This is a genomic window from Streptomyces lavendulae subsp. lavendulae, assembly GCF_002803845.1.
GTDB lineage: Bacteria > Actinomycetota > Actinomycetes > Streptomycetales > Streptomycetaceae > Streptomyces > Streptomyces lavendulae.
Genome location: NZ_CP024985.1, coordinates 4,910,966 through 4,931,045, shown reverse-complemented (window position 1 = coordinate 4,931,045; position 20,080 = coordinate 4,910,966). Strand labels below are relative to the sequence as shown.

At 72.9% G+C, this 20,080-nt stretch carries 15 protein-coding genes and 1 tRNA gene; 9 read left to right on the top strand and 7 right to left on the bottom strand.

Translation table 11 applies throughout. The features are described 5' to 3' along the window. Nucleotides 1-44: 44 nt before the first annotated feature. Nucleotides 45-1,034 carry a helix-turn-helix transcriptional regulator gene (locus SLAV_RS21880; RefSeq protein WP_100660936.1) on the top strand — a complete coding sequence of 330 codons (990 nt, stop codon included), beginning with the start codon at nucleotides 45-47 and terminating at the stop codon, nucleotides 1,032-1,034. A 65-nt stretch (nucleotides 1,035-1,099) separates the two neighbouring features. Here SLAV_RS21880 and SLAV_RS21875 read toward each other — a convergent pair whose 3' ends face one another. The 4 genes from SLAV_RS21875 to SLAV_RS21860 form a co-directional block, all read right to left on the bottom strand. Then, nucleotides 1,100-2,077, bottom strand: a complete 978-nt coding sequence (locus SLAV_RS21875; RefSeq protein WP_030231980.1) for a sigma-70 family RNA polymerase sigma factor — start codon at nucleotides 2,075-2,077, stop codon at nucleotides 1,100-1,102. Nucleotides 2,078-2,583: 506 nt separating this feature from the next. After that, nucleotides 2,584-3,366 carry a dioxygenase family protein gene (locus SLAV_RS21870; RefSeq protein ID WP_030231983.1) on the bottom strand — a complete coding sequence of 261 codons (783 nt, stop codon included), beginning with the start codon at nucleotides 3,364-3,366 and terminating at the stop codon, nucleotides 2,584-2,586. A gap of 154 nt (nucleotides 3,367-3,520) precedes the next feature. Beyond that, entirely contained in the window at nucleotides 3,521-5,065 is a 1,545-nt protein-coding gene (locus SLAV_RS21865; protein ID WP_030231986.1) for an MFS transporter, read from the bottom strand. A 100-nt stretch (nucleotides 5,066-5,165) separates the two neighbouring features. Then, nucleotides 5,166-5,897, bottom strand: coding sequence for a TetR/AcrR family transcriptional regulator (locus SLAV_RS21860; RefSeq protein WP_037687597.1), 732 nt, complete (start codon nucleotides 5,895-5,897; stop codon nucleotides 5,166-5,168). 274 nt (nucleotides 5,898-6,171) lie between these two features. Between SLAV_RS21860 and SLAV_RS21855 the strand changes: the two genes are divergently transcribed. The 7 genes from SLAV_RS21855 (at nucleotide 6,172) to SLAV_RS21825 (ending at nucleotide 13,776) form a co-directional block, all read left to right on the top strand. Beyond that, a complete protein-coding gene (locus SLAV_RS21855) occupies nucleotides 6,172-7,449 on the top strand; it encodes a M6 family metalloprotease domain-containing protein (RefSeq protein WP_030231990.1) in 1,278 nt (425 codons plus the stop codon). A 148-nt stretch (nucleotides 7,450-7,597) separates the two neighbouring features. Continuing rightward, on the top strand, nucleotides 7,598-8,086 hold the full coding sequence (locus SLAV_RS21850; protein WP_030231993.1) for a RidA family protein: 489 nt from the start codon (nucleotides 7,598-7,600) through the stop codon (nucleotides 8,084-8,086). Between the two features lie 52 nt (nucleotides 8,087-8,138). Continuing rightward, the gene (locus tag SLAV_RS21845) at nucleotides 8,139-9,095 is read left to right on the top strand and encodes an endonuclease/exonuclease/phosphatase family protein (RefSeq protein WP_030231996.1); all 957 of its coding nucleotides are present in this window, start codon (nucleotides 8,139-8,141) and stop codon (nucleotides 9,093-9,095) included. A gap of 1,075 nt (nucleotides 9,096-10,170) precedes the next feature. Beyond that, entirely contained in the window at nucleotides 10,171-10,674 is a 504-nt protein-coding gene (locus SLAV_RS21840; RefSeq protein WP_030231998.1) for a nucleoside deaminase, read from the top strand. A 111-nt stretch (nucleotides 10,675-10,785) separates the two neighbouring features. Next, nucleotides 10,786-10,861: transfer RNA gene (locus tag SLAV_RS21835), tRNA-Arg, on the top strand. A 197-nt stretch (nucleotides 10,862-11,058) separates the two neighbouring features. Continuing rightward, the gene (locus tag SLAV_RS21830) at nucleotides 11,059-11,403 is read left to right on the top strand and encodes a hypothetical protein (protein WP_030232000.1); all 345 of its coding nucleotides are present in this window, start codon (nucleotides 11,059-11,061) and stop codon (nucleotides 11,401-11,403) included. 63 nt (nucleotides 11,404-11,466) lie between these two features. Next, nucleotides 11,467-13,776, top strand: coding sequence for a hypothetical protein (locus SLAV_RS21825; protein WP_100660935.1), 2,310 nt, complete (start codon nucleotides 11,467-11,469; stop codon nucleotides 13,774-13,776). 96 nt (nucleotides 13,777-13,872) lie between these two features. Here SLAV_RS21825 and SLAV_RS21820 read toward each other — a convergent pair whose 3' ends face one another. The 3 genes from SLAV_RS21820 to SLAV_RS42540 all read right to left on the bottom strand — a co-directional run bounded on the left by SLAV_RS21820 (nucleotide 13,873) and on the right by SLAV_RS42540 (nucleotide 19,029). Beyond that, nucleotides 13,873-14,076: a hypothetical protein gene (locus SLAV_RS21820; RefSeq protein ID WP_234333674.1), complete on the bottom strand. Its 204-nt coding sequence runs from the start codon at nucleotides 14,074-14,076 to the stop codon at nucleotides 13,873-13,875. A 99-nt stretch (nucleotides 14,077-14,175) separates the two neighbouring features. Next, on the bottom strand, nucleotides 14,176-16,035 hold the full coding sequence (locus tag SLAV_RS21815; RefSeq protein ID WP_394298623.1) for a DUF8823 domain-containing protein: 1,860 nt from the start codon (nucleotides 16,033-16,035) through the stop codon (nucleotides 14,176-14,178). Nucleotides 16,036-16,152: 117 nt separating this feature from the next. Further along, complete coding sequence (locus SLAV_RS42540; RefSeq protein WP_030232010.1) at nucleotides 16,153-19,029, bottom strand: D-alanyl-D-alanine carboxypeptidase family protein; 2,877 nt, start codon at nucleotides 19,027-19,029, stop codon at nucleotides 16,153-16,155. A 185-nt stretch (nucleotides 19,030-19,214) separates the two neighbouring features. Here SLAV_RS42540 and SLAV_RS21805 point away from each other — a divergent pair, with 185 nt between their 5' ends. Beyond that, the gene (locus SLAV_RS21805; protein ID WP_030232012.1) at nucleotides 19,215-19,958 is read left to right on the top strand and encodes a GOLPH3/VPS74 family protein; all 744 of its coding nucleotides are present in this window, start codon (nucleotides 19,215-19,217) and stop codon (nucleotides 19,956-19,958) included. The last annotated feature ends 122 nt before the right edge of the window (nucleotides 19,959-20,080 follow it).

Sequence of the window (20,080 nt, the reverse complement as noted above, 5' to 3'; positions counted from 1 at the left end):
GATGTAGGTCAGATGGTGTCCTCATTCGCTGGCAATCTGGATCCATGAACGACACACCCGCCCGGCTGCTCACCCTGCTGTCCCTGCTCCAGACCCCCCGCGAATGGCCGGGCAGCGAACTGGCGGCCCGGTTGGAGGTGAGTGCGCGGACGATCCGCCGGGACATCGAGCGGCTGCGCGTCCTCGGGTACCCGGTGGAGGCCTCGCTGGGCGCGGAGGGCGGGTACCGGCTGGTGGCGGGCGCCGCGATGCCGCCGCTGCTGCTCGACGACGAGGAGGCGGTGGCGATCGCGGTGGGGCTGCGGGCGGGGGCCGGGCACGCGATCGAGGGGGTGGAGGAGGCCTCCGTACGGGCGCTGGCGAAGCTGGAACAGGTCCTTCCGGCCCGGCTGCGGCACCGGGTGGGCGCCCTGCAGTCGGCGACGGTCGCGCTGACGCGCGGCGACGGCCCGAGCGTGGACCCGCGCACGCTGACCACGATGGCGGGGGCGGTGGCCGGCCCGGAGCGGCTGCGGTTCGCCTACCGGGCGCGGGACGGGGCCGGTACGCGGCGGCTGGTGGAGCCGTACCGGCTGGTGAGCACCGGGATCCGCTGGTACCTGGTGGCCTACGACCTGGAGCGGGAGGACTGGCGCACCTTCCGGGTGGACCGGGTGAGCGAGCCGTTCGCGACGGGGGCCCGGTTCGTTCCGCGGGAGCTGCCGATGGAGGCGGCCGCGTTCGTGCGGCGCGGGCTGCAGGGCGGGGAGACGTACCCGGTCGAGGTGTCCTTCGCGGCGCCGCCGCAGGAGCTGCCGGGGTGGCTGCGCGAGAGCGCCGTGGCGGAGGGGGAGGGCTCCCGCGTGTGCTTCGAGAGCGGGGACGCCCCGGAGTGGGTGGCGGCGCGGCTGGCGCTGACGGGGGTGCCGTTCACGGTGCGCGGGCCGGAGTCCCTGGTGCGCAGCGCGCGCACGCTGGCGGGGCGGCTGGCGGCGGGGGCGGGGGCGGCGGCGGGGACGGGCGGCCCGGAGGGGGACGGGGCGGGGCGGGCGTGAGGGAGCCCCGGCACCTGGGGGGGGTTAGGTGCCGGGGCTCGTCCGGGGGGCTGGACGCGGGCCGGTCAGGCCACGGCGTCGAAGCCGGTGTCGCGGGCCATGCGCTTGAGTTCGAGCAGCGCGTGCTTCTCGATCTGGCGGATCCGCTCGCGGGTGAGGCCGTGCTGCTTGCCGACCTCGGTCAGGGTCCGCTCGCGGCCGTCCTCGATGCCGTACCGCATCTTGATGATGGACGCCGTGCGCTGGTCCAGCTTGCCGAGGAGGTCCTCCAGCTCCTCGCTGCGCAGCAGCGAGAGCACGGACTGCTCGGGCGAGATCGCCGAGGTGTCCTCCAGGAGGTCGCCGAACTGGGTGTCACCCTCGTCGTCCACCGACATGTTGAGGCTGACCGGGTCGCGCGCCCAGTCCAGGACGTCGCCGACGCGCTTCTCGGTGGAGTCGAGTTCGGCGGCGATCTCGGCGTGCTCCGGGTCGCGGCCGTTCTCGCGGTTGAACTCGCGCTGCACCCGGCGGATCCGGCCGAGCTCCTCGACCAGGTGGACGGGGAGGCGGATGGTGCGGGACTGGTCGGCGATGGAACGGGTGATGGCCTGGCGGATCCACCACGTGGCGTACGTGGAGAACTTGAAGCCCTTGGCGTAGTCGAACTTCTCGACGGCGCGCACCAGGCCGGCGTTGCCCTCCTGGATGAGGTCGAGGAGGGGCAGGCCGCTGCGCGGGTAGCGGCGGGCCACGGCCACGACCAGACGGAGGTTGGAGCGGATGAAGACCTCCTTGGCGCGCTCGCCCTCGGCGGCCAGGGCCTCCAGCTCCTCGCGCGCGGGGGACTCCCCCTCGCGCGGCGTCGCCTCGTCGAGGATCTGCCGGGCGTAGACGCCCGCCTCGATGATCTGCGAGAGCTCCACTTCCTTGGCGGCGTCGAGCAGCGGGGTGCGCGCGATCTCGTCGAGGTACATGCCGACCAGGTCGCGATCGGCGATCTCCCCGCCCACAGCGCGGGCGCTGCTCGTGGACTGACGACGGGCGACGGCGCGGGTTGCCATGCGTGCTCCCTTGCGATGCGGTGAGTCGGTCGCGGTGCGTCCTCGGACACTCTCCCGAGTGCCCGCTTCCGAAGGAAACAACGACTGGAATCGGGACAGAATTCCCCAGTCGGTCCCTGTTCTTCGAGATCTTGCAGTATCCTGCCCCGCCACTCTTTACACGGAGCTGACAGAACCCTCGCAAGAGCCGGTGGATGCGCAGGTCAGAGCGGAGACGAAGGCCATCGCGCACACCCTCGCCGGCCGGCCCGGCCACCGCCCCCGTGAGACCGCCGTCACATCCGTGGGGCGCTTTTCACCCAGACGCGGCACCGCTCCCGGCCGCACTTCCACCCCTGAAGACGGTCCGCACCGGCCCCCGGTTGCCTGGACTGGCGATCGAATGCCCGAATCCGTCACAAGTGGGATGTTTCACCCCCTGACCGGCCCTGCGACCGCACCCGCAAGCGCCGTGCCGGCGCGCGCGCCGGCCACCGGGCCCCGCCGGGGGCCTGGCCGAAGGGGGCCTAGCCGAACTGGAGGGAGCGCTTCGAGAGGCCCATCCAGAAGCCGTCCACCGGGGTCCGCTGGGCGTGGAGGTCGTCTTCGGCGGCGCCGAGGGTGACGAAGAGCGGGGCGAAGTGTTCCGTACGCGGGTGGGCGAGGCGGCCCGCCGGGGACTTGGTCTCGAAGTCGAGCAGGGCGTCGACGTCGCGGGCGGCCAGGGACTCGCGGCCCCACGCGTCGAACTCCGCCGACCAGCCGGGCACGCCGGGGCCGGTGTGCCGCAGGGCGGCCAGGTTGTGCGTGAAGAAGCCGCTGCCGACGATCAGTACGCCCTCGTCGCGCAGTGGGGCCAGCTTGCGGCCGATGTCCATGAGCCGGGCCGGCTCCAGGGTGGGCAGGGATATCTGGAGCACCGGCACGTCGGCCTCCGGGTACATCTCCACCAGCGGGACGTACGCGCCGTGATCCAGGCCGCGGTCCGGGATGTCCTGGACGGGGGTGCCGGGGGCCCGCAGCAGCCCCCGGACCGAGGCGGCCAGCCCGGGGGCGCCGGGAGCCCCGTAGCGGACGCGGTAGTAGTGCTCGGGGAAGCCCCAGAAGTCGTAGACGAGCGGCACCGGTTCGACGGCGCCGAGGGCGAGCGGGACCTCCTCCCAGTGCGCGGAGACCATAAGGATCGCGCGCGGCCGGGGCAGGTCCGCGGACCAGGCGGCGAGCTCGGACGGCCAGAGCGGGTCGTCGGCGAGCGGCGGGGCCCCGTGACTGAGGTACAGCGCCGGCATGCGGGGGGTGGCGGTGGTCATCGGGGCGCTCCTCGGTCATCGGTGCGGGCCGCGGCGGGCGGTTCGGGGGCGGGGCCGCGGGGCGGCGCGGGCCGCTCCACAAAGACTAACCCCGCTTCGTTCAAATTTGAACGAAGCGGGGTGATCAGTCATTCCCGTACCGGTGGCGCCCCCGTCAGTGGGCGATCACCGGGACCTTGAACTCGGCGTCCTCGGAGTCGGCGCCCGCGCCGCCGGCCACCGGGCCGCCGGAGCCGGGACGGCCCGTGTTGATCAGGGTGAACGCGATGGTCGCGCTGATCACCAGGATGCCGACGGCCCACCAGATGGCGGTGGAGTAGCCCTCCACCATGGCCTGGGCCTGGACCAGCTTCCCGGCCTCGCCGCCCGCCGCGGCCTGGGCCGCGTGGTCGGTCAGGTACGCGGTGGTCGCCGAGGCGGCGATGGTGTTCAGCAGGGCGGTGCCGATCGCGCCGCCGACCTGCTGGGAGGTGTTGACCATGGCCGAGGCCACACCGGCGTCGGCCGGGTTCACCCCGTACGTGGCCAGGGACATGGCCGGCATGAAGGCGGTGCCCATGCCCAGGCCCAGCAGCAGCTGCGCCGGCAGGATCAGCGCCGGGTAGGAGGAGCCGACCTCCAGCTGGGTCAGCAGCAGCATGCCGGCGCCGGCGAGCAGGAAGCCCGGCCCCATCAGCAGCCGCGGCGCGACGCGGGTCATCAGGCGGGCGCCGATCTGGGTGGAGCCCGTGATCATGCCCGCGATCATCGGCAGGAAGGCGAAGCCGGTCTTGACGGGCGAGAAGCCCTTCACGACCTGGAGGTAGTAGGTGAGGAAGAGGAACAGGCCGAACATCGCGATGACGGCGAGACCCAGCGAGAGGTAGACCCCGCCGCGGTTGCGCTCCAGCAGCACGCGCAGCGGCAGCAGCGGGGACTTCACCTTGGACTCGACGGCGACGAAGGCCAGCAGCAGCACCGCGGAGGCGACGAACAGGGACACGGTGATCGCGTCCGACCAGCCCGCGGACTCGGCGCGGGTGAAGCCGTAGACGAGCGAGACCAGCCCGAGGGTCGAGAGGATCACGCCGGGGACGTCGAGGCGGGCGGCGTTGCGGGAGCCGGCCGGCTCGCGGATGACCATCCAGGCACCGGCGGCCGCGACGATCGCGAAGGGGATGTTGACGAAGAAGGTCCAGCGCCAGTTGAGGTACTCGGTCAGGAAGCCGCCGAGGATCAGGCCGACGGCGCCGCCGCCGCCCGCGATCGCCCCGTAGATGCCGAAGGCCTTGGCGCGCTCCTTGGCGTCGGTGAAGGTGACGGCCAGCAGGGAGAGCGCGGCCGGGGCGAGCAGCGCGCCGAAGGCGCCCTGCAGGGCGCGGGCGCCCAGCATCATCGCCTCACCGGTCGCGGCGCCGCCCAGCGCGGAGGCCAGGGCGAAGCCGGCGAGGCCGGTGATGAACGCGTTCTTGCGGCCCCACTTGTCGGCGATGCGGCCGCCGAAGAGCAGCAGTCCGCCGAAGGCCAGCGCGTACGCGGTGATGACCCACTGGCGGTTGCCGTCCGAGATGCCGAGGTCGGTCTGGGCGGAGGGGAGCGCGATGTTCACGATGGTCGCGTCGAGGACGACCATCAGCTGCGCCAGCGCGATGAAGACCAGGGCCTTCCAGCGACTGGGATCGGCGCCGGCCGGCGCGGGGGCCGCGGCTGTTTTGGACATGGGGGTACCCACTTCACTGTGCGGAATGACTGAAAAGAACTACTGAGAAATGAAAGGACCGAAATGCGGTGTCGAAGCTAGGGGATGCGGGGTGGTCGCGTCACATGGTTTTACGCCTCAGGTCTTGCAACGTGGCTGCGGCGCCCGGCAGTTGGGAGCGGGCTGGGGCCCGCAGCCCGTCGAGGAAGAGCTGGAGGTGGCGGTGGACGAAGCGGTCCGCGCCCCCGCAGTCCGTCCCCGGCAGGGGGCGGCTGAGCTGGGACAGGGCCACCATCAGGTCGCCCACGCCGATGTCGGTGCGCAGCAGCCCGTCGCGCTGGCCGGTGGCGACCAGGGTTTCCACGGCGGTCTCCAACGCGTCGCGGGCGGCGAGGAGTTCGGGGTGTTCGCGGTCGAAGCCGGCGGCGAGCATGGGGCACAGGGCGCCGATCCGCTCGTCGGCCGCGGCGTGCGTGAAGCGGCAGAGCGCGGCGAACGCGTCCACCTCCTCTGCCAGGGAGTCCTCGGCCTGGGCCGTGACCCGGTCCATCACGTAGAGCACCACGTGGTGGACGAGCGCGGACCGGTCGGGGAAGTGCCGGTAGAGGGTGGCGTTGCCGACGCCCGCCCGGCGGGCGATCTCGTCGAGCGGCGCCTCCGCGCCGGTTTCCACCAGCATCTCGCGGGCGGCCGCCAGGATCCGCTCCCGGTTGCGCACGGCGTCGGCGCGCGGCTTCGGGACCCGGCCGGGGGCTGCGGCAGGAGCCGCCGCGGCTGAGCAGCCGGGGGCCGCGCCGAGGTCCACGGACGCCTCGGGGGCGGTCGCCGCGGGCGTACGGGCGGAGCTCTTCATCCGGGGCCTCCCTGGGGCTGGTGGCGGTACTCGTACGGGCCAATCGGCGCCACCAAACGGGGAGCCGGTCCCCGCTTAGCGGGACTCCCATGCAAACGGGGATTGCGTCCCCGGTTATTTCACTCTTGAGTGTGACCCCGATCACATATAAATTTGGGCTGTTTCGTCTCGTTTGGGCGCTTCCGACGGGCGGGTGCGCCGCGGCCGACGGAGGGTGAGCGCACAGAGCGCAGTCCGGACCCGGCCGACTGCCGCGGACCCGAAGGCGATCTCCATGCCGCAGACCCGCCACCGGATACGCAGACCCTGCCGCACCAGCGCCTACATCGGCCTGACGGCACTGGCCCTGGGCGTCACCGCCACCGCCAGCACCGGCATATCCGGCCGCAGCCACTCGGCCTCCGGCCCGGTCGCGTCGAGCGCGGAGTCCGTCCTGGCGCCCTGCCGGATCGCCGGGACGATGGGGGTCCAGATGTCGGAGGGACTGCCGACGCCGCCCGGGTACTCCCGCTCGACCGGTGAGGTCCGCGCGCTGAACCTGATGATCGACTTCCCGGACGCCAAGGGCGAGGGCTCGGCACTGGACCGGCTGGCGGAGTTCTTCCCCCAGACCTCCGACTGGTTCCGCACCAGCTCCTACGGGCGGCTCACCTACCGGGCCGAGGCCCCGATACGGAACTGGCTGCGGATGCCGATGCCCTTCGCGGCGTACGGGATCGAGCGGGGCTCCGCGTACGAGCCCGGCTACCGCCAGCTCGTGGAGCACATCGCGCGGGCCGCCGACTCCGAGGTGGACTTCAGCCGGTACGACCTGATCAACATCCTGGTCACCCCGAACGCCGGACCGTCCGCCCTGGACACCGTCCTGTCGGTCACCTTCTCCGGCAACGGAGAGGCGCCGATGGCCGACGGGGTGCCGCTCGCGAACACGTCCTTCGTCTACAGCCGGCAGGACGACGGCTCCGGGACCTACCGGGAGACCGGCTACCGGGTGCTCCCGCACGAGAACGGGCACGTCTTCGGGCTGCCCGACCTCTACACCCCGGACGGGGGCGGCACGGTCGGCCACTGGGACATCATGAGCGAGGACTGGGGAGCCAACAACGACCTCCTCGGCTGGCACAAGTGGAAGCTGGGCTGGCTCGACGGCTCGCAGGTCAGCTGCGCCTCGAAGTCGGGGGTCAGCGACCACGTCCTGACGCCGCTGGCCGTCGAGGGCGGCACCAAGCTGGCCTTCGTCCCGCTCTCGGAGAGCGCCGGGTACGCGGTGGAGGTCCGCACCCGGGCCGGGAACGACGAGGCAATCTGCAAGCCCGGCGTCCTCATCTACAAGGTGGACTCCGAGGTGGACACCGGACGCGGCCCGGTGACGGTCGCGGACAGCGTGACCGGGAGCGGCGGCTGTACGCGGCGGCCCAACGTGCACGCGGAGCTGTCGGACGCCCCGTACCGGCCGGGCGAGACCTTCACCGACGAGAAGGCGGGGATCAGCGTCTCGGTGGTGGGCGAACTGCGCGACGGCAGCTACCAGGTGCGCGTGACGCGGCCGTGAGGGGGGCGGGCGGACGGGCGGACGGACGGGCGGACGGCGGCGGGCCGCCGCCGGATCCCACCCTGATGGCGGAACGCTTTCACCCGCTTTCGGCGCGGGATGCGGGCATGGTCGGACCACTGATCCGCTTCCCCCCGAGGAGCCCGTCGTGACCGCCACCCCCACCACCCCCGAAGAGCGCCTGGCCGCGGCCGGGCTGGAGCTCCCGCCCGCCCCCGCACCCGTCGCCGTGTACGTACCGGCGGTCGTCAGCGGGCACTACGTCCACACCTCCGGCCAGCTGCCCATGGTGGACGGCGCCCTGCCGGTGACCGGCAAGGTCGGGGCCGAGGTCGGCGCCGAACAGGCCAAGGAGCTGGCGCGGCGGTGCGCGCTGAACGCGCTGGCCGCCGTCGCGTCGGTGGCCGGGGACCTGTCCGCCGTGAAGCGGGTGGTGAAGGTGGTCGGCTTCGTGGCCAGCACCCCCGACTTCACCGGGCAGCCGGGCGTGGTCAACGGCGCGAGCGAGCTGCTCGGTACGGCCTTCGGCGACGCGGGCATCCACGCGCGCAGTGCGGTCGGGGTGGCGGTGCTGCCGCTGGACGCCCCCGTGGAGGTGGAGATCACCGTGGAGCTGCACACCCCGATGGGGGTGTGAGGGGGCGCCGCCGCGCGAGAACCCGGCGGGGCGCACGGGCGTCCTCCCGTACGTGACCACGCGCTCCGGGCCTGCGGCCCCTCCCGCCGGCCGCCGCCGCGGGGGGATCACCGCGGCCCTCGCGGTCCTCGCCGCCCTCGTGATGCCGCTGCACCGCCTGCTCCCGGGCGGGGCGGCGGCCGGGCACGTCCGGAGTCTCGTGGAGACCTTCCTGCCGTGGACCGGGCTGCTGGTGGTGCCGCTGCTGGCGGCCGCCCTGCTGCGGCGTTCCCGCCTCGCGCTCGGCGCCGTCCTGGTGGCCGCGCTGGTGTGGGGCCTGCTCCACGGGCGCACCCTGGCCGGGGACCGGAGCACCGGCGGCCCGGCCGACCTCACCGTGGCCACCCACAACGTGGACGACGCCAACCCCGACCCGGCGGGCACCGCGCGGGCCGTCGCCGCGTCCGGGGCTCAGCTGATCGCGCTGGAGGAGCTGACGCCGCCCGCGAGGGGCGCGTACGAACGGGCGCTGGCACGGAGTCACCCGTACCACGCGGTCGAGGGCACGGTCGGGCTCTGGAGCACCTTCCCGCTGCGCGGGGTGACCGCGACGCCCGTGGTGCCGTGGCGGCTGGTGCTGCGCGCCACGGCGGACACCCCGCGCGGGCCCGTCACCGTCTACGTCGCCCACCTGCCCTCGGTCCGGCTGGGCGTGGGCGGTTTCACCACCGGGCGGCGCGACGCGGCGGCCGGCCGCCTGGACGCCGTGCTGCGGGAGGGTCCGGAGGGGCCGGCCGTCCTCATGGGGGACCTCAACGGCACCACGGACGACAGTGCCCTGGCGGGGGTGACGAACCGTTTCACCTCCGCCCAGGCGGCGGGCGCGGGCTTCGGCTTCAGCTGGCCGGCGGCGCTGCCGGTGGCCCGGATCGACCAGATCCTCGTCAGCGGCCTGACCCCGGTCTCGGCGTGGACCCTCCCGCGCACCCCGAGCGACCACCTCCCGATCGCGGCGGCCCTGCGCTTCTGACGCCCGCCCTCGCCACGGAGGATCCACCCAGGGACGGCACCGCGAGCGCTCCGGACCTCATACGTATCTCCAAGGGGCCGCTCCCGGCCCGCGGACGCCGTCACGCCGTCCACCCCCGGCGGGGGCGGCCGACGGCATCGCCGGCCGCACATCACCCACGCGGGCGGCACGGGCGCATCCGATGACGCGATCACGCCATATCGCGCGGCCGCACCCGTTCCCGCTCCCCCCGCTCCGGCGGGCGCGGCCGCCCGCCGGGCCCTGAACCCCCACCGCAGGTCGGGCCGCTGGAGTATTCGCCAGGGGCGACATGACGAGCGGACCAACATTCGTAGAACCCTACGAAGAGACGGTCTCAACCTGCGAAGTTTTCATGTCTTTGCCCCCTAGCTGACTCCGGCCGGTTGGCTGTGTACTCCTCACAAGTCGCAATGCAGCGGGGGGTTGTGGCCGTCGTGCCCGCACGGCGGCCACATGCGAGAGGCGTTCGTGTGATGCCCGAATTCCGGCCAGGAACTCGCTCTTCCTGACATCTCGCGGAACGAAGGGAAAGCCTTGACTGAGACGTTATCCGGTCCGAGCGTCGTATTCGCCTGCCCCGGTCCGGACGTCACCCTCAACGCGGAATCCGACGTCCGTCATCCACGGGAGTCGGCGCCCGCATCCCCCTTCGGACGGATCCGACCGGAAGCGATGCCGGCCCGGCGCGAAGCCCTCCGGCCCCCACGGAACCCCGTCCGACCGACGGAGGACCCGGTCCCGGCCGAGGTCCGCTCGGCAGGACCGGCACGCGGCCACCGCACGCCCCGCCCGACCGCCACCCGCCCCATCGGCCCGCCCGGCCTCCGCCCGCACCCCAGGAACACCGGAGTCCACCTGCGCGTACGACCCCAGCCATGCCGTACGCCGAAGGACCCGACGCCTTGACCCGGACGACGCAGATTCCGGCCGAGCCCCCGCGCCCCCCGGGGCCTCACGGCGACGGTCTCCGCGGACCCCACCAGTTGCCCCGGATGTGTGTTCCGCACGGGCAGAGCATCCGGAAAGTCCCCCACCTTCTCCAAAAGGAGCGATCATGACCGCGTACACCGAAGAGATCAGAATCCAGGAACTCCAGCGCGCCTGGATGGACGAGGCCATCAACCTGGCCACCAACAGCGTGGCCAACGGCGGCGGTCCGTTCGGCGCCCTGGTGGCCAAGGGCAGCGAGATCGTCGCCGTCGGGAACAACCAGGTGACCGCCACCCTGGACCCGACCGCGCACGCCGAGGTGAGCGCGATGCGCGCCGCCTGCAAGGAGCTGGGCACGTTCTCCCTCGAAGGCTGCGTCCTGATCACCTCGTGCGAGCCCTGTCCGATGTGCCTCACCTCGGCCCTCTGGGCGCGCGTCGACCGGATCCTCTACTGCGCCGACCGGCACGACGCGGCGGTGGCCGGCTTCGACGACCTCAAGTTCTACGAGCTGTTCGAGAAGAAGCCCGCGTCGCTGTGGCCGACGCCGGTCGAGCAGCTGGAGCTCCCGACCCGCACGGCCCCGTTCAACGCCTGGCTGGCCAAGTCCGACCGCGTCGACTACTGACCCGCCGCTCCCGGCGGGCGCGTGTCGCGCCTCGGGACCTCCTCGAAACCCAGCCGCGGAGCCCCGCCCTGATCCGCTACCCTGTCCCTGGGCTGCCCTCGTGGCGGCCACGCCTTCGTAGCTCAGGGGATAGAGCACCGCTCTCCTAAAGCGGGTGTCGCAGGTTCGAATCCTGCCGGGGGCACCACAGAACGGCCCGGAGCGATCGCGCTCCGGGCCGTTTCGCTGCCCGCCCGTCGGGATTAACAGAATTAATTCTGCGGTTTTAGCGGCGCGGTGCGGTGCGCCGCATTTCTGTTCGACGGAGTTCAGGCCAGCGCAGGCGGCAAGGTGACCGGAACAGCACTGGGCCGGTGGGGTGTTCCGCTTTTAGTGTTCTCGGCCATGAAGCTCAACATCGATGCGATTGTCGGTGGAGTCGCGCTCGACGGTGGCGTCAAGGAAATCTCGATGCGGCTCATCAAGCAGTGCGCGGCCCCGGATCGCAACCGGCTCAGTGCCGATCTGAGTCATCAGATCACTCAGGAACTCGAAAGCCTCGGGCTGATCACCTTTCCCCGGCGGCTCCCCACGTCCGAGAACGCGTCCGTGTGGGTCATGGCCGCGAGCCATCCGCTGGCGCAGGCGGTGCTGATCGCCTCCGCGTACGCGTCCCTCGACCGGAGCGGCCGGAATCCGCTGCCCGGGCTGTTCGAGAAGTACGTCCTCGCGCGGGACCAGCTGCTGTGAGCGGATTTCAGACTTTAGAGCTTGAATCTTTATGAATCAACTAGCTTCGGAGGTCACCTGCCCATGCCCGTGAACACCCCCCGGTCCCTCACCGTCACCTGGGGCTCCGAGTCCGTCATCGTCTCCAGCATCGATCACGACCTCCCGGCCCCCGGCGAGCCCTCCGCGCAGGGGGAGGTCATCGCCGCCGGTGCCGCCAACCCGCAGGCCCTGCTGCCCGACGGGGCCTGGCGGGCCATAGCGCGGGCGACCACCATGCCCGAGGGCATCGCCCTGCAGCTGCGGACGTCCCCGCGGGATCCGGGCGGGCTGCTGCTGGAGGAGAACGTCGAGGGCGCCACGCTGCGTTCGGTGGTCACCCGGGTGCACCTGAGCGAACTGCTGCCGGGCATCCAGCCCCGGACCGGCATGGAGGTCAACGAGGTACCCGATCCGCAGGTGGAGGGGCTCACGCGGGACGGGCAGCCGTGCGCCGTCGTGCGCTACCGGTACAAGGACTTCGGCCACCTGAAGGACCACGTCTGGCAGACCCTGCACGGCACCCTGTCGATCAACAGTTACGCCTCCTCCATCCTGGCCCGCAAGGTGACCAGGAGCCTGATCACGCACCCGGTCGAGGTCACCTTCGAGGACGGCACCCCGTCCTTCCACGGCCTGGTCGTCCGCGACGGCATCACCCGGCTGGCCAGCGCCTGGAACGTACTCGCCGGCCCGGACGCCGACGCCGCCAAGACGGCGACGCACGCGGTCGGATCGCTCTTCGGCGGCATCCGCCCGGACGCCGGTGAGGCCGCGCCCGCGCTCGACGAGCGGCTGGCCGAGCACCGGGAGCAGTGGCGCGAGGGCATCCGCAAGGAGTTCGCGCACGAGATGGGTCTGCTGGAGCCCGGACTGCGGGCCGCGCAGATCGCCCAGACCTTCGTGGTGCCCGCGCAGATCGCGGTGGGCGCCCGGCACCACCCCGGCCACCCGCTGGCCCCGCAGGACCTCTTCGACGACGCGATCCGCTCGATCCTCGCGAGCGTCCACGTCGACTTCAAGCAGTGGGACGCCGCGGCCCAGCACGTCGAGGTCATCACCCGCGCCCTCAAGCGGGTCATCCAGCAGGGCGATTCGCTGGTCCCGGCCGAGGACCTCCAGGCCGTCTACGGGCTCGCCGTCGGCCGGACCTCGCCCGGCGAGCTGCCCACCGCGTTCCGCGACCACACCATCCCCGGCACCCCGCTGTGGCGCAGCGTCTACCTCGTCCACGCGCTCACCCGGGCCGGGCTGTTCGAGCAGCTGAAGGACCAGGCCAAGACCATCAAGGGCGGGCGGCGGATGGGGCCGAAGGGGTTCGCGGAACTCCTGGGGCCGCTGGTCGACCTGCCGTGGCGCAGTCACAAGCGGGCCGTGACCAAGCAGGCCCGGAACGCGTGGAACAACGGCGGTGTCCTCACCGACGACGTGATGCTGGACTGGGACCCCGTCCCCACCGGCGACTTCACCTCGCTGATCGGGCCGGCCTCGCAGGGGGACCTGAACGCGCGCTGCACCCTGGCGGTCGCCGGGGGCATCGCCCTGATCGCGGACAAGCTGCTGACGCGCAACGTCGGTTCGGCGCTGGGCGCCGCGAAGGAGAAGGGCGGGGTCCCGTTCCGCTCGGACGTGAACCAGGTGGTCCAGGACCTGTCCCGGCAGGACAACGAGCTGGGCCTGTGGACCCTCGCGCTGGCGGCGAACGCCTTCCGGGCCGACGCCCTGCCCGAGAACGCCGTCACCCTGCGCCAGCTGATCCGCAAGGATCCGGACGTCGGGGCCGTGGGCCGGGCGTACGTGCACTTCCGGGTGGACCTGGCGCAGCCGGACAGGATCGCCCGGGACGAGAACGGGGTCCCGGAGCAGCTGTACCAGTGGGACGTGGTCGCCGCGTCCGACGAGAAGCGGGCGAAGCCGGCGAAGGCGGCCGCCGGGGCGGGGGCGGGGGCCGGAGCCGGGACGGGGGCGGATGCCGGCGCGCCGGACGCCGCCGCCGGCACCGGCGCCGCCTCGTCGGAGGGAGCGGCGGACGGGGGCGGCGGGCCGGGTGCCGCGGCCGTCTTCCTGGCGCCCGCGGGCCTGGACGGCCGGCCCGCGAGCCAGCGGGCGGCCGACGACCGCGACGTCCTGCGCACGAGCCTGGCGGCCGCCCACGACGCGCTGGAGCGGCTCAAGCTGCTGGAGCCCGAGGTGGGCGCCCACACCCCGGTGATCCCGCTGCCCGGCCTCAAGGAGCTGAACCGGATCCTGATCGGCCTCACCACCGACATCGAGAACCTGCGGCGGCGGACCGAGGACCTGCACGAGGAGGACGACGGGGAGGACGGGGAGGACACGGAGGAGGGGCGGGGCTAGGCGGGACCCGGCCGGCGCGGACGGAAGCCCTCCCGGCCGGGCCGGGAGGGCGAAGTGCGTCGTGATCGGGGCAGGCGGCGCGTCGGGCCGCGCCGGTCAGCTGAGGCCTCTGCTGCGCTCGCCGATCCGGTCGCCCTGGGGAGTGCCGGCCCGCTTCAGGGACGCCTTGGTGTGGGCCCCGCCCTTCACCTTGCTCCGGACCGGACCCTCGAAGCCGTGACCCTGCGCGCGTGGGAGGTGGAGCCCTTGCCCCGCCTTCGTGATCGCCGCCTGGACGTCCTGCTTCTGCTCTTTGCTCATCCCGTCGTCAACTCCCTCGGGAAGCACCCAATCGGACTACTGGGATCGTATGCAGATATACGGACCAATGCACCCGGACCATACGTAAAGAATGGTGGATCAAGGCCGTGGCGCGGCGGGCCGCTGCGGGGTGCCCACGGTGGCCCGGATCAGCTCCTCGGGGCAGGGCGTACCCCGCGGGAGCTGGTACTTCGCCGCCACCCGGTACTCCCCCGGCGCGGGCGCCAGCAGCTCCGTCCAGGTGTCCCCGGCGGCGTCGGGGGCCGCCTTGAAGAGGCACCCGGACGTGTTGGCGTACTCCTTGGGCGCCGCGCCCGTACCGGAGGCGGCGGTGCCGCGGGCCTTGGACGCGGGGGTCTCCTGCGGGGGCTCGACCGCCTTGCCCGCCTCGTCCACCAGGCCCAGCCAGGGCGAGTGGGGGATGCGTACGAGGATCCGGCCGGGGGCCTTGACGTCGATGACCAGCTGATCGGCGCCGGCCCGCACCACGGAGGCCGGTCCGGACACCAGGTTCGTCGGATCGGTCACCTGGAACAGCCGCCAGTTCTCGTCGCCCCACACCTCACGGAGGTACGGGAGCCCCGCGCGCACCAGCTTCGCCTCGGCCTCCCCTCCCGAGTCGGGTTTGTCGGCGGGCAGCACCACGTAGTGCACGGCCCAGCGCTCCAGCCAGGCCCGGTAGCCGTCGGCGGTGAGGCTGCCGTCGTAGAAGAGCGGGTTGCGCTCCAGGTCCGCCTGCCGGTTCCAGCCGCGCGCGAGGTTGACGTACGCGGGGAAGGCCGAGGACTCGCGGTGGCTGCTGGCGGGGACCACCTCGACCCGGCCCCGGTCGGCGTCCGCCTTCTGGAGCCGGTCGACCAGCGGGGCCAGCTCCCGGTTCCAGGCGGCCACCGGGGTGGTGCGGACGATGTCGGTGACGCTGTTGGTGGTGATCCAGGCGGTCAGCCCCACGAAGGCCGCCAGCACCGCGTACCGGCGCCGCGAGCGCGGGGCGCAGTACGGGAGGGCGGCGAGCAGCACCGCCCCGCCGAAGAGCATGACCAGGCGGGTCACGTTCGATCCGACCTGGGAGTCGATCGCCCAGGTCAGGAACACCCCGAAGGTGTAGACGGCCGAGGCGATCCGGACCGTCTTCCACCCCTTGGGCACCAGGAAGACCAGGGACAGGCCGAAGAGGAAGGGCAGCCAGGCCGAGCCCAGCTTCATCGGCTGCGTACCGGAGAACGGGAACAGCCAGGCCGACAGCCCCACGACGGCCACCGGGGCCAGCCCCAGGGCGTACGCACCCGGCCGTCGCCCGCTCAGGAAGAGCGCGGCCGCGACCACCCCGAGGAACAGCCCCGCGACCGGGCTGGCCGCGGTCGCCAGCCCCGCGAGCGGCACGGCGACGGCGGCCTTGGCCCAGCGCCGCCGGGCCCATTTGCGGGGCCAGCAGAAGACGGCGGCGACGGCCCCGAGGGCGAACAGCACCCCGAGCCCGAAGGTCACCCGGCCCGACAGGGCGTTGCACAGCAGTCCGTAGACCCCGGCCAGGGCCGGCCACAGGGGGCGGCGGACGGCGCCGCGGCAACGGGTCAGGATCAGCGCCAGGAGCCCCGCCGAGCAGGTGCCGGCGATCATCATCGTGGTCCGGACGCCGATCATGTGCATGACGTACGGGGACACGACGCTGTACGAGACCGGGTGCATGCCCCCGTACCAGGCGAGGTTGTACGCGGTGTCGGGGTGCCGGCCGACGAACTCCGCCCACGCGTCCTGCGCCGCCAGGTCCCCGCCGCTGTTGGCGAAGCAGAAGAACCACACCACGTGCAGGACGGCGGCCACGGCGACGGCCACGGCCACGGGACGGCTGTGCGCCCCGGCGAGCAGCCGGGCGCCCAGGGCGCCCGGCCGCCCGGGGGACGCCCCGGCCGGCCCCCGGCCCTGCTCGTGCTGCTCATGCTGCTCAGCGGTGGTCACAACCGACGCTCTCTCCCCGACACGACACACGACACACGAGTCCCGCCCCGGCACCCTAGACGCGCCGCGGCGCCCCGGGGTTGCCCGGGGCGCCGCGGCGACGCACCTGCGATCGGATCAGCCGATACGGGTCAGCTTGCTGCCGACGCCCGGCGCGACCAGCTCCCGCTGGAGCGCCACGGGCACCTTCACCTGGCTGGCCCCCTCGCCCACGGTCAGCACCCCGACCTGGGTTCCGGCCTTGGCCGTCTCCGGGATCTTGGTGCCGTTGTCGCCGAGCTTGAGGGCGACGGTCAGCGAGGACCAGCCGACGGCCTGGACGTCGGCGGTGGCGACGACCGGGGTCCGGCCGCCGAGGCCGTCGTCCACGTAGCCGACGACGTCGCCCTTCTTCACGACGGTCGCACCCTCGATGGCCTTCTGGGTGGGGATCAGCAGCGTCCGGCTCGCGGCGATGACCGTGTCGATGATCGGCGGCTTGTGCTGGCCGAGGACGGCGCCGACGATCAGCTGGTTGGTGTCGCCGACCTTCTTGTAGGCGGCGAAGAGGAGGTTTCCGCCGGCCTTGGTCGTCGTACCGGTCTTGATGCCGAGGGACTCGTTGTACGGGACCAGGCGGTTCCAGTTGGGCCACGCCTTGCCGGTCTGGTCGGTCCAGCTGGACATGCGGGTGATGTCCACCAGCGCCGGGATCTCGACGATCTTCAGACCGAGCTTCACCTGGTCCTCGGCGGTGCTGACCGTGGTCGCGTCCAGGCCCGAGGGGTCGGTGTAGGTGGTGTTCGTCATGCCGAGTTCCTTGGCGGTGTCGTTCATCTTCTTGACGAACGCCTCCTGGGAACCGGAGTCCCAGCGCGCGAGGAGCCGCGCGATGTTGTTGGCCGACGGGATCATGAGGGCGGCGATCGCGTCGTACTCCGAGATCTTCTCGCCCTCCTTGACCGTGTTGAGGGTGGACTCGTTGTCCGACTTGTCCTTTTGGCCCTCGGTCTCGGCGGTCTTGTCGATGTCGATCATCGCGCCCTTCTCCCCCTTCTTGAAGGGGTGGTCGCGCAGGATGATGTACGCCGTCATCGACTTGGTGACACTGGCGATCGGCACGGGCTTCTGCTCACCGGACGAGCCGATGGTGCCGAGGCCGGCGGCGGCCATGGAGGCCTGCCCCTCGGTGGGCCAGGGCAGATCGGGCTTCCCGCCCGGGAAGGTGTACGTGGCCTTCCCGGTCATCGCCAGCTTCGGCGCGGGCAGCGGGCGCACCAGCTGCGCGACGGCGAGCACGATGGCCAGGAGCAGCACGATCGGAGCGTAGATCTTGAACCGCCTGACCGCGGTGCGCAGGGGGCTCGGCGGCGGGGGCGGGTTGTTGGTGAGGTCCGCCAGCATGTCGAGCGGCGGGCGCGGGGGCAGCGGCTGCTGGGTGGTGCGCTCGCTGGAGTCCAGCCGGCCGGCCGCCGCCGGCGGGGCCGGGGGCGTGGCGAACGGCTTGGGCGCGGCGGGCGCGGGCTTCGGCGTCGCGGGGGCCGCGGGCGCGGGGGTCGTGGGCTTCGGCGTCGCGGGCTTCGGCGGGGCCGGCTGGTCGTCCCCGCGCAGCGGCACGAAGGTGCTGGACCGCGCCCCGCCCTTCGCGGCGTCCGCCGGCTTCTTCTCCCCGGCCGGGGCGGAGCCCGGCTTGACGGCCCGGAAGACGGCCGTGCGCTCGCTGTCGCCGTCGGCCGGCCCGCCCCCGCGGGGGTCCTGCGCGGGCTTCTTGTCCTGCGCCGGAGCGGAACCGGAACCGGCTCCGGAACCCGGCTTCACGGTGCGGAAGACGGCCGTGCGCTCACTGTCGGCAGCGGCGGGCTTCCCGGGCTTGTCCGCGGCCTTCTCGGTCTTCTTCGCGTCGGCCGGCTCGCCCCCGCGCGGGTCACGCGCGGGCTCGGCGTCCTCCGCCGCACCGGAACCAGAACCGGAATCGGGCACGACGACGCCGAAGGCGGTGGTACGCACGTCCGCGGACGGCTTCTTCGGGCCGTCGGAGCCCGGCTTGACCGCCCGGAAGACGGCCGTGCGCTCGCTCTCGCCATCGGCCGGCCCGCCCCCGCGGGGGTCCTGCGCGGGCTTCCCGTCCTGCGCCGCAGCGGAACCGGAACCGGCTCCGGAACCGGAACCCGGCTTCACGGTGCGGAAGACGGCCGTGCGCTCGCTGTCGGCAGCCGCGGGCTTCCCGGGCTTGTCCGACGCGTCGGCCTTCTCGGTCTTCTTCGCGTCGGCCGGCTCGCCCCCGCGCGGGTCACGCGCGGGCTCGGCGTCCTCCGCCGCACCGGAACCAGAACCGGAACCGGGCACGACGACGCCGAAGGCGGTGGTACGCACGTCCGCGGACGGCTTCTTCGGGCCGTCGGCGGGCTCGCCCCCGCGCGGGTCCCGCGCGGGCTTCCCGTCCTGCGCCGGAGCGGAACCGGAACCCGGTTTCGCCGTGCGGAAGACGGCCGTGCGCTCGCTGTCGGCAGCCGCGGGCTTCTCGCCCTTCTTCGCGTCGGCCGGCTCGGCTCCGCGCGGGTCCCGCGCGGGCTCGGCGTCCTCCGCCGCACCGGAACCGGAACCGGTCGCGGACGGCTTCTCCCGGCCTTCGGAGGCCTCCGACGGGGCCGAGCCCTGGCGGACCACGCCGGGCGCGGCCTGCTTCGCGGGGTCCACCCGACCGGGGGACGGTTCCGGAACGGTGGCGGCCTTGGCCGCACCGCCACCGGCACCGGCGCCCGCGTCCGTACCGCCGGCGCCTTCACCGTCCACAGCGGCGTCCACCTCGGTGTCCGCATCCGCATCCGCGTCGGTGTCCGCGGCCGCGTCCTCCGGCTCGGCGGTCGCGACCCACGCGGCCACGGCCTCCTTCAGCGCGTCGCGCCGCGGCGGCGGCTGGAAGACCGAAAGCCTCGGGTCCTGTTCCGCGGAGGAGGACTTCGCCGCTCCCGACGTTCCTTCATCTACCGACTTGTCGGGGGACTCGCCCGCCACCGTTCCTCCTCGATCGCCGTCCGGTCGCTGTCCGAACCGTCTAACAGTGTCCCGTCTAGGGGGCATCGCCCCTGTGCTAGACGAGAACGACATAGCTGCAGGTTCCCCCGCAAAGCGGCCAGGCGCTCTCGACAGATGAATGTGAGAGGCGTCACCCTGTCACTCATCCACGCGGGGAGGCATGGATGGGCAGGAGCCGCAGAACAATTCCAGAGGAGCTTCTGCTGCTCGCCTTGGACCCGGCCACGGGAACCACGGCGCAGCCGCAGTCGCTCGACCTCGGCCTGGCCGGGGCACAGCTAGTGGAGCTGGCTCTGGCAGGACGGATAGCCCCTGACGGGGATCGTATCGCCGTGGTGATGCCACGGCCGACAGGAGATCCGACTTTGGACTCCGCACTGGAACTGCTGCGCAGGCGCGGCAGTCCGGTCCGGGCCGTCCACTGGATCGGCGGACCCCGGCTGGGGCTCCGCCAGATTTACCTCGCCCACCTGGAGCGCTGCGGCATGGTGCATGCCGTCGCGGGACAGATGTGCGGGGTGCTGCCGACGACTCGCTACCAGGCGACCGACACGGCGATCAGCCGGGAGATCCGTGCCCGGCTCGACAGTGCGATCCGCACCGGTGTACCGCCGGACCCGCGGACCGCGGCGCTCGCCGCACTGGCCCACGCGGTCGGACTCGGCAAGCACCTGTACCCCGGCAACGAGGGGCGGTCGTCACGGTCCCGGCTGCGGGACCTGATCCGGCACGACCCCATGGGCGGTCTCGTGGCGCACGCCGTGATGGACGTCCAGAACGGTGTGGCCGCCCAGCCGCGCCGTGACCGGGCTCCGGCCCAGCCGCCCGCCGCCCGGGCCACGGCGAGCAGCGGTGTGCCGCTGCAGCCGCGCCGGACGGGTGCGATGGCACGGGCGGCAGCGCACTAGGGACGGACCCGCAACACCCGTACAGGCACCACGCACAGGCAGCACGCACGGGCCCCGTGACACCCCTTGATCCGCCGAACGGGGCACAGATCACCGCGACCGGAGGTCCCCCAAGGACCGGC